The sequence below is a fragment of the Janthinobacterium sp. 17J80-10 genome, assembly GCF_004114795.1.
In the GTDB taxonomy this organism is placed as follows: domain Bacteria; phylum Pseudomonadota; class Gammaproteobacteria; order Burkholderiales; family Burkholderiaceae_D; genus Paucimonas.
Window position 1 is genome coordinate 3,114,685 of sequence record NZ_CP035311.1, and the last position, 11,897, is coordinate 3,126,581.

General features: G+C 56.7%; 13 protein-coding genes. 11 read left to right on the forward strand and 2 right to left on the reverse strand.

Translation table 11 applies throughout. From position 1 onward, the window contains the following. The first annotated feature begins 37 nt into the window (after positions 1-37). The 3 genes from EKL02_RS13985 to EKL02_RS13995 all read left to right on the forward strand — a co-directional run bounded on the left by EKL02_RS13985 (position 38) and on the right by EKL02_RS13995 (position 2,296). Positions 38-451, forward strand: coding sequence for a DUF3597 domain-containing protein (locus tag EKL02_RS13985; protein ID WP_128902616.1), 414 nt, complete (start codon positions 38-40; stop codon positions 449-451). Positions 452-495: 44 nt separating this feature from the next. Beyond that, on the forward strand, positions 496-1,095 hold the full coding sequence (locus EKL02_RS13990) for a DUF937 domain-containing protein (RefSeq protein WP_128902617.1): 600 nt from the start codon (positions 496-498) through the stop codon (positions 1,093-1,095). 268 nt (positions 1,096-1,363) lie between these two features. Then, a complete protein-coding gene (locus tag EKL02_RS13995; protein WP_128902618.1) occupies positions 1,364-2,296 on the forward strand; it encodes a sensor domain-containing diguanylate cyclase in 933 nt (310 codons plus the stop codon). A gap of 33 nt (positions 2,297-2,329) precedes the next feature. Here EKL02_RS13995 and EKL02_RS14000 read toward each other — a convergent pair whose 3' ends face one another. After that, positions 2,330-2,674, reverse strand: a complete 345-nt coding sequence (locus EKL02_RS14000; RefSeq protein WP_128902619.1) for an HPF/RaiA family ribosome-associated protein — start codon at positions 2,672-2,674, stop codon at positions 2,330-2,332. A gap of 278 nt (positions 2,675-2,952) precedes the next feature. Between EKL02_RS14000 and EKL02_RS14005 the strand changes: the two genes are divergently transcribed. The 3 genes from EKL02_RS14005 to EKL02_RS14015 all read left to right on the forward strand — a co-directional run bounded on the left by EKL02_RS14005 (position 2,953) and on the right by EKL02_RS14015 (position 5,637). Continuing rightward, positions 2,953-3,324 (forward strand): VOC family protein, encoded by a 372-nt coding sequence (locus EKL02_RS14005; protein ID WP_128902620.1) that lies wholly within the window; start codon positions 2,953-2,955, stop codon positions 3,322-3,324. A gap of 94 nt (positions 3,325-3,418) precedes the next feature. Next, positions 3,419-4,690 carry an MgtC/SapB family protein gene (locus EKL02_RS14010; protein WP_128902621.1) on the forward strand — a complete coding sequence of 424 codons (1,272 nt, stop codon included), beginning with the start codon at positions 3,419-3,421 and terminating at the stop codon, positions 4,688-4,690. A gap of 170 nt (positions 4,691-4,860) precedes the next feature. Beyond that, positions 4,861-5,637, forward strand: a complete 777-nt coding sequence (locus EKL02_RS14015; protein ID WP_128902622.1) for a DUF1194 domain-containing protein — start codon at positions 4,861-4,863, stop codon at positions 5,635-5,637. 154 nt (positions 5,638-5,791) lie between these two features. Here EKL02_RS14015 and EKL02_RS14020 read toward each other — a convergent pair whose 3' ends face one another. Further along, positions 5,792-5,986 (reverse strand): DUF3079 domain-containing protein, encoded by a 195-nt coding sequence (locus EKL02_RS14020; RefSeq protein ID WP_128902623.1) that lies wholly within the window; start codon positions 5,984-5,986, stop codon positions 5,792-5,794. Between the two features lie 357 nt (positions 5,987-6,343). Between EKL02_RS14020 and EKL02_RS14025 the strand changes: the two genes are divergently transcribed. From EKL02_RS14025 to EKL02_RS14045, 5 genes are all read left to right on the forward strand, one after another. Further along, complete coding sequence (locus EKL02_RS14025; RefSeq protein ID WP_128902624.1) at positions 6,344-7,969, forward strand: multicopper oxidase domain-containing protein; 1,626 nt, start codon at positions 6,344-6,346, stop codon at positions 7,967-7,969. 2 nt (positions 7,970-7,971) lie between these two features. Next, entirely contained in the window at positions 7,972-8,397 is a 426-nt protein-coding gene (locus EKL02_RS14030) for a hypothetical protein (protein WP_128902625.1), read from the forward strand. A 312-nt stretch (positions 8,398-8,709) separates the two neighbouring features. After that, positions 8,710-9,573, forward strand: coding sequence for a c-type cytochrome (locus tag EKL02_RS14035; protein WP_128902626.1), 864 nt, complete (start codon positions 8,710-8,712; stop codon positions 9,571-9,573). A 70-nt stretch (positions 9,574-9,643) separates the two neighbouring features. Beyond that, positions 9,644-11,020 carry a cbb3-type cytochrome c oxidase subunit I gene (locus EKL02_RS14040; protein ID WP_128902627.1) on the forward strand — a complete coding sequence of 459 codons (1,377 nt, stop codon included), beginning with the start codon at positions 9,644-9,646 and terminating at the stop codon, positions 11,018-11,020. Between the two features lie 31 nt (positions 11,021-11,051). Continuing rightward, positions 11,052-11,873 (forward strand): CbbQ/NirQ/NorQ/GpvN family protein, encoded by an 822-nt coding sequence (locus EKL02_RS14045; RefSeq protein WP_128902628.1) that lies wholly within the window; start codon positions 11,052-11,054, stop codon positions 11,871-11,873. Positions 11,874-11,897: the final 24 nt, after the last annotated feature.

Below are 11,897 nucleotides of genomic sequence, written 5' to 3' on the forward strand. Positions count from 1 at the left end.
CGCCTGGGCAAGCCGTCTTGCAATCAAGGAGCTCAACATGGGATTTTTCAGCAATATTCTTGCGAAACTGGGCATCGGTAAAAATAACGAAGCTACGGCGGCTCCCGCCCCAGCCCCGAACGAAGCGCCATCAACGGCAACACCCGCAGCCCCGGCACCAGGCGCCGCACCGGCACCTCAGGCAGTGCCCCTGGTTGATGTTGTGGGGCAACTTGAGCAGCGCGCCGCTGCGAATTCTCAAAAATTGAATTGGCGAACTTCCATTGTTGACCTTCTGAAACTTCTTGATATCGATAGCAGTTTGGCGGCGCGCAAGGAACTGGCGACCGAATTGGGTTGCCCGGCTGACCTGATGGGAGATTCGGCAAGCATGAACATCTGGCTGCACAAGACCGTGCTCGCGCGCATCGCTGCCAACGGCGGCAACGTTCCTAAAGACCTCCTGGACTAAGCCAGCGCCTTCGGCACACACCCTTCATTCAAAGGAGCAGACACATGCAGATCACTGACATTCTTGCCCAAATGGGCGGCCTTCAGTCCATGGCCCGGGAACTGGGCGTAAGCGAATCACAGGCGGCAAGCGGCGCCGAAGCGCTCATTCCGGCCATCCTCGGCGGATTCAAGAAACAGGCGCAGGAACAGCCCGCCGGCATCGATGGACTCGGCGGTTTGCTGGGACAACTCGGGGGCGGCGGCTTGCTTGATCAAGTACTCGGGCCGCAGCCGACCGATGTCAGCCAGGGCAATGAAGTACTCGGGCAAATTTTCGGTTCCAAGGACGTCAGCCGGGCAGTGGCACAGGACGCCGCCTCGCAGTCCGGGCTCGACCCGTCCCTGCTCAAGAAAATGTTGCCGATAGTGGCGATGCTGGTGACGGGCTACATGGCAAAACAGGGTGGCGCGGCGGCGCAGGGCGGTGGCGGGCTCGGCGGCCTTGGTGGCATCGGCGGCATGCTGGGCGGCCTGCTGGGGGGGCAGAGCGCCACGGGCACGACTCAGGGCGCGGGCGGTGGATTTGCCTCAATGCTTGACATGAATGGCGACGGCAATGCGCTCGATGACATCATGCGCCTGGCTGGAAAGGCGCTGCGCTAGCGCTTGCGCAAGCCTGGCACGCCTCGTTAATCCGAGCCTGGCCGCTCTGTAAAAGATCTGGCGCTGGTGTACCGCATGGTGCGCCAGCGCCCTCTCCTCGCCGTCAAGCAGCAACGCCCCCCTTCCCGCCAACTTGGCACGCCGTTGTGGCTTTTCCCTTGTTGCGCATGCAACCTGACCAGATGTAGACTGGCGGCAACATTTACAATGGCTGCCTCGGTAATTCCTATGGGCATGCACCTTTAATTTGCATTGTTTGGGGCAAAAAATGTCTGATATTTCAATGGAGTCCGCAGCCAGCGCCACTGTCTACAAGACGTTGCTGGAATCGACCAAGGCCATCCCCTGGAAGATCGACTGGAACACCATGCAGTTTGCCTATATTGGCCCGCAGATCGAGCCCTTGCTGGGCTGGTCGCCGCAGAGCTGGGTAAGCGTGCAGGACTGGGTGGATCGGATGCATCCCGACGACCGGGACAAGGTCGTGAATTTCTGCGTCTCGCAATCCAAGGCTGGAGTTGATCACGAGGCGGATTATCGCGCGATGACAAAAGATGGTCACTACGTGTGGATCCGCGACGTGGTGCATGTCGTGCGCAAGGAAAATGGCGAAGTTGACGCGCTGATCGGCTTCATGTTCGATATCAGCGAGCGCAAGCAGAATGAAGAAAAGCTGGCGCAGTTGCAGAAAGAACTGGAAGCGCTTTCTTTCAAGGATGGCCTGACCGGAGTGGCCAACCGCAGGATGTTTGACGCCGTGCTGCAAACGGAATGGGCGCAGGCGCGGCGCAACCAGGAACCGCTTTCACTGATCATCCTCGACGTCGACCATTTCAAGCAGTACAACGATTGCTACGGCCATCTCCAGGGCGATGAATGCCTGAAGCGCGTGGCCCAGACGATGGCGGCCTCCGTGCAGCGGCCGCGCGATTTCCTGGCCCGCTTCGGCGGCGAGGAATTCGTGATCGTATTGCCGGAAACGGATGCAGGGTCGGCGCGCAAAGTCGCCGAGCGCTGCCTGGATCTGATCGCCCATGCACGGATCCCGCACGCGGGAGCGGGATCCGGCCAGATCCTGTCCGTAAGCATCGGCGTCGGCACGACCATTCCGGGGCCAGACGATGAACCCAAAGCGTTTATCGACCAGGTGGACAGCCAGCTATATCAGGCCAAGCGCAATGGCAGGAACTGCATCGTCTGACGACGCTGCCCGGCGCCCCGCCGCCTGATCGGCTCAGTCCTCGGGCTCCGTGACCGGCAAGGACTGCCTTCTCGCCAGACGCGGGCGCGATGCAAGCCGGCTCACCCGGTATGCCGCCCGTTTGACTGCGCGGTCGATCGCGTTATACATATTTTCCTGCACTTCCCGGATGACCACTGCCGGCATGCCCGGCATCGATACCGACACCTGGCACTGCATGTCGCGTCCCCCGCGCGGGCCGTTCAAGTCGCGCAGGCGAACGGCGATTTCAGCGATTTTTCCACCCAGCGGTGCAAATGCGTGGCGCAGGCGCCGCTCGAGATATTCGCGCAGTGAGGGGGTAAGAGAGAATTGTGGAGCAACCATATGAACTTGCATAACACCTCCTTTAAGAAACGGGTTCATGACGAACCGCGTTAAGGCCATTGTTGTACAAGCAAACTTCCCGTGGAAGCGGGGTTAACCTGAGTGCTGCTTCAGGAAAACGGAAGGAAGTTTTTGTCAGTTACGCTTGCGAAAATGAATCTCTTCAGTACCTCGATTTAATCAAGGCAGGCGCCGTGCGGCATATTAGCGTGTATATGCTGTGACATTTGCGGGCCGTGTTTGCGCCTGCAACCTTGGCCTCAAGCTGCAATCTGAACAGGAGCGTTGGCATGGAAAACAATCCCGTTGTCTGGTTCGAAATCTATGTCCAGGATATGGAACGCGCACGGAAATTCTACGAAACAGTATTGGCCGTAACGCTTGAGCGCCTGAATGCACCCGCAGGAGAAATGTGGGCATTTCCAATGGAAATGAACAAATCGGGCGCAGGCGGTAGCCTGGTGAAAATGGAAGGCGTTCCCTCGGGAGGCAATAGTACGCTGGTGTATTTCGGCTGCAAGGATTGCGCAGTCGAGGCAGCCCGCGTGTCCCCATCCGGCGGGAAAATTCAGCGTGAAAAAATGTCGATTGGCGAATACGGCTTCATCAGCCTGGTGCTCGATACCGAAGGCAATATGTTCGGGTTGCATTCAATGCAGTGATCGTGCGCAACGCATTTTATCCGCGCCGTCATACGGCGGCGAGCAATGTTGTTTACAATCTGCAAGTAAACAATGATTACTTTTGCCGCCCGCCATGGATCTTGAAGTCGCCCGCAATTTTCTGATCGCCCTGTCGATCGGTGCCCTGATCGGCATCGAGCGCGAAAAGAAGCGCGGCGCCGAACCGGGCCGTTCAGTCGGTGGTATTCGCACCCATATCCTCCTGGCGCTGATTGGTGCGGCTTCCGCCTGGCAGGCGCGCGAGTTGGCGATGGACTGGATTTTCGTGGTCACGCTGGCCGTGGTCGGCATTGCCGTCGTGGCCAACCAGGCCAGCAACCGCATCCGCGATCCTGAGAATGCCTCGGGATTGCTGAGCGAAGTCGCGGCACTGGCGTCCTGCCTGCTGGGTGCCATGGTCGTGGTCGGGCATGCGACACTGGCCGTGGCACTTGCCGTCGCCACTTCAGCCGTACTGGCATACAAGCAGCCGCTGCATGGCCTGGTGGACCGCATCGGCGTGGATGACATCTATGCCGGCATCAAGCTGCTGATCGCCACCTTCATCGTCCTGCCGCTCTTGCCGGACGCAACAATCGATCCGCTTGGGGCAATCAATCCGCACAATCTCTGGTTGCTGGTCATCCTTATTTCCGGCCTGTCGCTGGTTGGCTACGTGGCCGTGCGCTGGGTTGGCACAACGCACGGCATTGCCCTCACTGGCATCACCGGCGGGCTTGTATCGTCCACCGCCGTGACCTTGAATTTTGCGCGTAGCAGCCGCCTGCAACCAGACCCGGCCCAGGCGCACGCGTTCAGTGCCGGCATCCTGCTGGCATGGCTGGTCATGTTTGTGCGCGCCTTGACGCTGGTGGCCATCGTCAACGCCAGCATGCTGCGCGCCCTCTGGCTACCCTTCGCACTGATGGGCGCGGTCACGCTGGTTTTTGCCGTTTGGCACTATCGCGCCAGCCTGCTCGAAAATGCCCCCGTTGAACAGCAAGGCGTTGCAGTTGCCAATCCCTTCAGCCTGGGTTCGGCAATCCGCTTCGGGGCCATGTTCGCCCTCGTCCTGGTGATCGTAAAACTGGCACAGGAGCACGCACCGGGGACCGGAGTATACGTCGTCTCGGCATTGGCCGGCTCGGTCGATATCGACCCCCTGATCCTGTCGGTTGCCAAGCAAAATCACGAAAATGGCCAACTGGCGCAAGCCGGTACCGCCATCGTGATTGCCATCCTGGCCAATACCGCAGTGAAATGTATCATGGTCGCCAGCATGGGCGCGGGGCCGATCCGCCGTCATATCGCCGCCGCCAGCGCTGCGGTGATGGCAGTTGGCCTGGCTGTCGCGTTGCTGGGTTAAGTTGCCAAATCGCATCTAGTACTTGTCGAGAAATCATACAAGGCCGTATTGCGGGACGGCGTTATCCAGTTTAGTTCCAATGAAATCAATAAGTTAAAATATTGGCATGAATTCTGCTTTAGTTATCAAAAGTAAATTCCTTTTTGATAATTTTTCACTGGAGCAAATTCATGTCTTTCCTAACCAAAAAATTGATTGCCAAGCTGGCCTTTGCAGCCAGCGCGCTGATTTCCGGCACGGCCATGGCTACGCCGGTCGGCCTCGAACTGGTATTGCTGGTCGATGTGTCCGGCAGTGTCGACACGAACGAATACAACCTGCAGAAAACCGGCTACGTCAATGCATTCAATAGCGCCGCTGTGCAAAACGCCATCCTGGGCAGCCAGGGCGGCGGCATCGCCGTAACCTACGTCGAATGGTCCGGCGCCGGCCAGTTCGTCTCCAAAGTGGGCTGGACCTTGATCGACAGCATTGCCAGCGCCAACAGCTTTGCCACCGCGATCAATGGCGTGACCCGTTCTTTCAACGGCAACACCGGCTTGCAATCTGCACTGTTTTCCGCCATTAACCTGTTCGGCACCGAGACCGGCGCCGCCGGCAACGGCTTTGAGTCGCTGCGTCAGGTGATTGACGTCTCCGGCGACGGCGCCAGCAATACCGGCCTGAGCGGCAGCGCCGGCCGCGATGCCGCACTGGCGGCTGGCGTGGACACCATCAACGGCATTTTCATTGCCGGCGAATCGGGTCTGTCTGCGTATTACAATAACTTCGTCAAGGGCGGCACCAATGCCTTCGTCTCGCAAGCTGACAGCTTCGACGACTTCGGCACTGCCATCCAGGGCAAGCTGATCAAGGAAATCACCAACGACGTGCCGGAACCAATGTCGGCCTTGCTGTTCGCCCTGGGCCTGCTCGGCTTTGGAATGGCCCGCCGCCGCAAGGACTGAGCCACTACCGCAGCAAAAAATAATGCCGCCCGGCGCTACGCCGGGCGGCATTTTTCATTAGGCGCAGCGACTGTAACACCCGAGCTCAACAGGCAGGCTTCAGGTCGTTGGCAGGGGCGCGCCGATCTCCCCTGCTACTTGCCCCCACAGTTCACTATTTTTCGCTTTGCTTTGACCTGGCGGGCCCATCCATACTCCATTCAAGCCAATCTTCACCGAACAGTTCAACCGGATGCATGGCGCGTTCGGAGCCGTTTCCACATGCCAATGAATGCGCCGGACAATACTTGTCGCAGCCCCAGCAAATTCTTTCAGGGTGTTTGGGGTGTAGTGCAATGACTTTTGCCATACTCGCTTTCGCAATCGATCAACCACCAGAGACGCATTCATCGACGCCTTGAGCGAACGCTCGCAGGTCATTTCTTCTTGAAAGAGAGTCGGGTATGCAGCTTTTCGATGTAACGCCTTTCCATATTTGCTCCCTGCAATAAATCCTATGGTTATCCCTGGCGCATTTCCTTAATCTAGCTTAAGAAATTCCAGGCTTGTCGACGAGGACTGGCGAATTTTCTAAAATCACAACGCATCTAAAGTCCGGTTCCAGGCAATAAGTAATGGTTGCGTTATCTAAAATTCCAAATGCATTTCGATATAAAACCTTGAACAATTTTTTAGAAATGTTTCCACATCGTCATCTGAGCGATAAATGCCGCAGCAAGAGTATTTGTTCAAGAAAAGCGAAAGCCACGAAACCTGCATCGGGGCGCTGAGGCCATTTGCGACGTTATTCAAAAAACGGGTGAACAAGGAGAAAGACGTGAATTCAAAAGAGCGCATCGTCCATGCATGCAGTTATCGTTGGATACTTCGCCGTGCAGGCGCTACCTTGTTCGCACTGGCTCTCGTGCTGACGGGTGGTTGCAGCCGCGAAACGCCCAAAGTCGAACCGAAAGCATCCGCACCAACTGCAACGACAACGATTGAGCTCAATTCACCGCCCGCGAAAGTTTCAACTGAAAAGCGCACCGGACCGTTCGCCGAAGGCGCCGCGCTCAATATGGGGGCTGCGCTCAAGCCGCTCGACCCATCGCCCGTCAAGACCATACGACTCGATACCACGCACAAAATCATCGAAATTGCTCCCGGCGTGAAATTTAGTGCGTGGACCTTTGGCGATCAGGTACCGGGCCCCACCATACGCGCGCGCGTCGGAGACAAAATCAAATTCGTCATGACCAACCGCAGCGACGAAGCCGTGCCGGGTGTGCAGTTTGCCGCGGCGCCGATGATGCATTCAATGGATTTTCATGCCGCCATGGTGTCGCCGCAAGACAAATACCGCTCGATTGCACCGGGCCAGACGATTGAATTCGAGTTCACCTTGAATTATCCCGGCGTCTTCATGTTCCATTGCGGCACGCCGATGATCCTGGAACACATTGCCTCAGGCATGTACGGCGCGCTCATCGTCGAGCCGCGAGAGGGTTACCCGACCAAGGTCGACCGCGAATACATCGTGACCCAGAGCGAGTTTTACGTGAAGCCCGATCCGCAAAACCGCAAGATCGATGGACAACCCCTGTATCTGCTCGATGGCGACAATCTGAAAAAAGCCATGCCCAGCTATACGGTATTCAACGGCAAGCATAACGGCATGGTCAAGCAGCCCCTTCCTGCCAAGCCGGGCGAACGCGTGCGCCTGTTCGTCATGAATGTCGGCCCGAGCAAAACGTCCAGTTTTCACGTGGTCGGCACCATCTTTGACCGCGTCTGGATCGAAGGCAACCCGAAGAACGAATTTCACGGCATGCAAACCGTGCTGCTCGGTTCATCCAACAGCGCCATTGTCGAGTTCATCGTCCCGGAAGCCGGGCAGTACATCATGGTGGACCATCACTTCGCCAACGCCTCGCAAGGGGCGATCGGCTTGATTGACGCCGGCCCCGCCAAACCGGTGGACAAAGGCGATCTCGAGCATCACAACATGCCGGCCACCTCCAGCCCTACAGATCCGGAGGCGGTGCAAGCGAAGCTCGATTTCGAGAGTAAATGTCTGGCCTGCCATTCGATCGGACGCGGCAAGAGGCTGGGTCCGGATCTGCTTGGCATCACCAAACGGCGCACCGACGAGTGGCTAACCAGATGGCTGAAGACGCCGGAGAAAATGCTGGAGACCGATGCCGACGCCAAGGCGATGCTGAAGGAGTTTAACAACGTTCCCATGCCCAACCAAAACCTCGGCGACAAGGAAGTCGCGCAATACTTGAAGTACTTCCACTGGATCGATTCCCAGCCACCGGGCGTCATCCACAGCGCCGAAGGAAGCCACTGATCATGCGAGCCTTCGTCTGTGCCGCCGGGTTCCTGCTTGCGATTCATGGGCCACCGGCCAATGCATGCGGCCACTGCGTGGAGGACAAGATCGCGGCAGTATATGACCATGTCATCGTGACCAAGGCCCAGGCCCAAGGGCATCCGGTGGCCTTCTTCGCCATCGATGGCGAGATTGTTCAGGACGAGACAACACGGCGCGCCATCGAAACCATGGTGCGCTCGACAAATGGCGTGGATCAGGACAGCGTGCGCGTATCGCTTGAACTGGCGTCGATTTCCTTTTCTTTCGATCCCAAGCGTGCCCGGATTGCCGCGGTTGTAAATGCGCTGGGAACCAGGCTTTCCAGCAAAAATCTGCGTCTGCTGGAATTGAAAATTCTGGACCATGCCCTTCCCCTCAAAGCCGTTCGCACCAGTCCTAGTTGAAAAATCGACTTTGGGGAGTTGCCGATACCGATTGGTAATTTGCCGTTGACGGTGAGTTCATAGTGAGCGCCGAGCGATTTTCTGTAGTTATCTCGAATTGATCAACAACGCCCTATTTGGATTCAGTTACATATATAAGGGCTAACAAAAAGTCAAAAAGGTTAAACGATGCCTGACATATTGATGCGCGGCCCATTGAAATGGGTCAGCTTATTGGTACTGCTATTAATGGCTGTTGCCATCTTCTATGCAGGATTCATATCGGTTAAATACTGGGCCGGCATCGGCGTTTGACGCAGAGGTATCGAAGCCATGAATAAACGCCAGACGCGCCTGTTTGCGATCGTATCGACTGCGATTGCGTCATTGGTTTTTCTTGCATTGACGATAGACACCCATCGCCAGGTCGCCAAGCTGACCAATGCGGAAAACATGACGAAAGAAGTCATCCTGGGCAAGGATGTCTGGCACAGGAACAACTGTATCAATTGCCATACGCTGTTTGGCGAAGGCGCCTACTACGCACCAGACTTGACGAAGATTACACAGCATCGCGGCGCGGCCTATCTGACGGCCTACATGAAGGACCCGTCGAAGTTCTACGATGAACAGAAACACCGACGCCTGATGCCGAAACAAAACTTGAACGATCAAGACATCAGCCATCTGATCAGTTTCCTGGACTGGGTCAGCAAGATCGATAATCAGGGCTGGCCACCCCGTCCCATTATCGTGTCCGGATCAGCCATCCCGGGTGCTGCATTAAGTATTGACCAGCAGACCAAACCCGCCGGCGCCGGTCAGCAAACGCCGCCAGGCGCCCGACCCGTCACCGCAGCCGACAATCCGATTGCCATTGGTGAATCCTTATTCCGTTCGACACCGCCGGCATGTTTCGCGTGCCATTCCGTATCGCCCGGGGTCAACCTCGCCGGTCCAAGTCTCGCCGGCATAGCGACCCGCACTGAAAAAACGATTGCCTCGCCAGACTATAAGGGCAGCGCGAAGGATCTTGCAGGATATATCAGGGAGTCCATCGTCAACCCCAGTGCGCATCTGGTGCCTGGCCCGACCTACTCAGCCAACGGTCAGTCGTTTATGCCAACAACGTATGCGAAAGATCTAAAACCCGAACAGATCGAACAGCTGGTCGCTTACCTGGCAACACTGAAGTAAACAATATTTAAATCGATCGAAGGCGATCTGTGGCCAGATGCTGGGCGCATAGGATACGACGGAGGCAAGCATGCGGTACAAGTCTCAGCAAGTTGCGTATTGGTATTTCGCGGTAGCCATGGTGTTATTCGGGCTCCAGATTGTCTTTGGCTTACTGTCGGCAACAAAGTACCTTGGACCTGATCCGTTACTGAATATCTTGCCGTTTGATGTCACCAAGGTCATTCATACCAACCTGCTCGTGGTCTGGGTATTGACTGGATTTATGGGAGCCACGTATTGGATCGTACCCGAGGAGTCTCGGAGCGAACTGCACAGCACGAAACTGGCTTACTACCAGCTCGGCCTCTGGGTACTGATGGGGGTAACAGCCGTTATCGGCTATCTGTTTCGTTACGGCACAGGGAATAAGCTCCTGGAACAGCCAATGCCTCATAAAATCGTCATCGTCGTAGTCATGCTGATGTTTCTTTATAACGTAGGCATGACTATCAAGCGCTCGGGACGATTCACGACCACGGAAGGTGTCCTGCTGCTCGGACTTGGGTCGGCGGCCCTGCTCTATCTGCCAGCGCTCATCAACTTCAACAACTACACAATCTCTATCTTCTACCGCTGGTGGACCATCCACCTGTGGGTGGAGGGTGTCTGGGAAATGATCCAGGGCAGTTTCCTTGCTTACCTCTTGATTCGCCTGTCGGGGGCTGATCGCGAAGTCATGGAAAAATGGTTATATGTCATCGTCGGACTGGTTTTTATTGCCGGAATATTGGGCACCGCACATCATTATTATTGGGTAGGCGTGCCGCATTACTGGCTGCCGGTCGGCGGATTCTTTAGTGCTCTCGAACCTTTAGCACTGATTGGCATGGCAATGTATGCATACTCGGCAATACGACGTTCAGGATTGGCGCATCCCAATACGCTGGCGCTGCACTGGACTATCGGTAGCGCCGTGTTTACCTTGTTCGGTGCGGGTTTACTAGGATTGGCGCACACTTGGCCGAGCGTTAATAAATGGACGCACGGCACCCTGATCACGGCAATGCATGGCCACGCTGCATTTTATGGCGCCTATGCGATGATTGTGATGGCCGTGATCAGCTACGCATTGCCGCTGATGACACCGGGCCGCAACGAACAGGGTTCCAAAGCCGGTTACTTCGCATTCTGGCTGCAGCTGGGCGGCATGTTCGGCATGACGATTTCATTTGCCACGGCAGGTATTGGCCAGGTTTATCTCGAGCGGATTCTCGGGATGGGCTACCTTGATACGCAGTTGAAAATTCAAATTCATTTCATCATGCTGATCATCACTGCGTCGCTTTTTGCAGTTGGCGTCATGCTTTTCATCTGGGATTTCTTCCGATATGCGCCGAAGTTCGAGACCATGGGGGATGATGCGCTAATCGATGGCAAATCCGGCATTATCAGGGCCGCGACATAATGCCACAGGCAACTGCAACTGGAGCTGTTTGATGAAAGCAACGGCGCCTGTGTCATTTGACGGTATCGCGGACACCGGCAACGCGCCTTACTATGTTGCCAGCGGTGATGAAGTGCGCATTTTCGAGCAATGCCATGTGCGTAATCTCGCCGTCATGCTGAAAGGCCCGACCGGATGCGGAAAAACCCGGTTTGTCGAACATATGGCCTGGCGACTTGGCCGGCCCCTGGTCACGATCTCGTGTCATGACGACTTGACAGCGAGCGATCTTATTGGCCGCTTCCTGATCCGGCATGACGGTACCGTTTGGCAGGATGGCCCGCTGACGCGTGCAGTGCGCGAGGGCGCAATCTGCTACCTTGATGAAATAGTGGAAGCGCGACAGGATACGGTTGTCGTTCTTCACCCGCTTACCGATTATCGGCGCAGCCTGCCACTCGATAAAACAGGCGAAATGGTCGAGGCTGCACCCGGCTTTCAGCTGGTGGTGTCCTACAATCCTGGATACCAGCGCATGCTCAAGGACCTGAAGCCGAGCACACGCCAGCGCTTTGTCGCGCTGGACCTGGCCTTCCCTGATGCGGAGCGTGAACTCCGCATCGTCATGCATGAAAGTGGAGCAGATCATCCGACCGCCCACGCGCTGGTCTCGCTGGGGCATCGACTGCGCCGCTTGCAGGACCGTGGGCTAGCCGAAGTGCCCAGCACCCGGCTGCTGATCGCCACAGCACGCCTGATCGCCAGCGGCATTTCAGTGCGCCAAGCCTGCTATGCCGCGCTGGTATCGCCACTGTCCGATGAAATGGCATTGGTGGGGGCAATGCGTGACCTGGTTGACGCCAGCTTCGTCTGATGCCGCGCACAGCCGCGATTGCCC

What these genes read in the sequence shown, in the direction of transcription:
- EKL02_RS14015 (WP_128902622.1), top strand. Translation starts at nt 4,861, where the DNA reads ATGTCTTTCCTAACCAAAAAATTGATTGCCAAGCTGGCCTTTGCAGCC.
- EKL02_RS14020 (WP_128902623.1), bottom strand. Translation starts at nt 5,986, where the DNA reads ATGGCAAAAGTCATTGCACTACACCCCAAACACCCTGAAAGAATTTGC.
- EKL02_RS13990 (WP_128902617.1), top strand. Translation starts at nt 496, where the DNA reads ATGCAGATCACTGACATTCTTGCCCAAATGGGCGGCCTTCAGTCCATG.
- EKL02_RS14000 (WP_128902619.1), bottom strand. Translation starts at nt 2,674, where the DNA reads ATGCAAGTTCATATGGTTGCTCCACAATTCTCTCTTACCCCCTCACTG.
- EKL02_RS14030 (WP_128902625.1), top strand. Translation starts at nt 7,972, where the DNA reads ATGCGAGCCTTCGTCTGTGCCGCCGGGTTCCTGCTTGCGATTCATGGG.
- EKL02_RS14040 (WP_128902627.1), top strand. Translation starts at nt 9,644, where the DNA reads ATGCGGTACAAGTCTCAGCAAGTTGCGTATTGGTATTTCGCGGTAGCC.
- EKL02_RS14045 (WP_128902628.1), top strand. Translation starts at nt 11,052, where the DNA reads ATGAAAGCAACGGCGCCTGTGTCATTTGACGGTATCGCGGACACCGGC.
- EKL02_RS13995 (WP_128902618.1), top strand. Translation starts at nt 1,364, where the DNA reads ATGTCTGATATTTCAATGGAGTCCGCAGCCAGCGCCACTGTCTACAAG.
- EKL02_RS13985 (WP_128902616.1), top strand. Translation starts at nt 38, where the DNA reads ATGGGATTTTTCAGCAATATTCTTGCGAAACTGGGCATCGGTAAAAAT.
- EKL02_RS14005 (WP_128902620.1), top strand. Translation starts at nt 2,953, where the DNA reads ATGGAAAACAATCCCGTTGTCTGGTTCGAAATCTATGTCCAGGATATG.
- EKL02_RS14035 (WP_128902626.1), top strand. Translation starts at nt 8,710, where the DNA reads ATGAATAAACGCCAGACGCGCCTGTTTGCGATCGTATCGACTGCGATT.
- EKL02_RS14010 (WP_128902621.1), top strand. Translation starts at nt 3,419, where the DNA reads ATGGATCTTGAAGTCGCCCGCAATTTTCTGATCGCCCTGTCGATCGGT.
- EKL02_RS14025 (WP_128902624.1), top strand. Translation starts at nt 6,344, where the DNA reads ATGCCGCAGCAAGAGTATTTGTTCAAGAAAAGCGAAAGCCACGAAACC.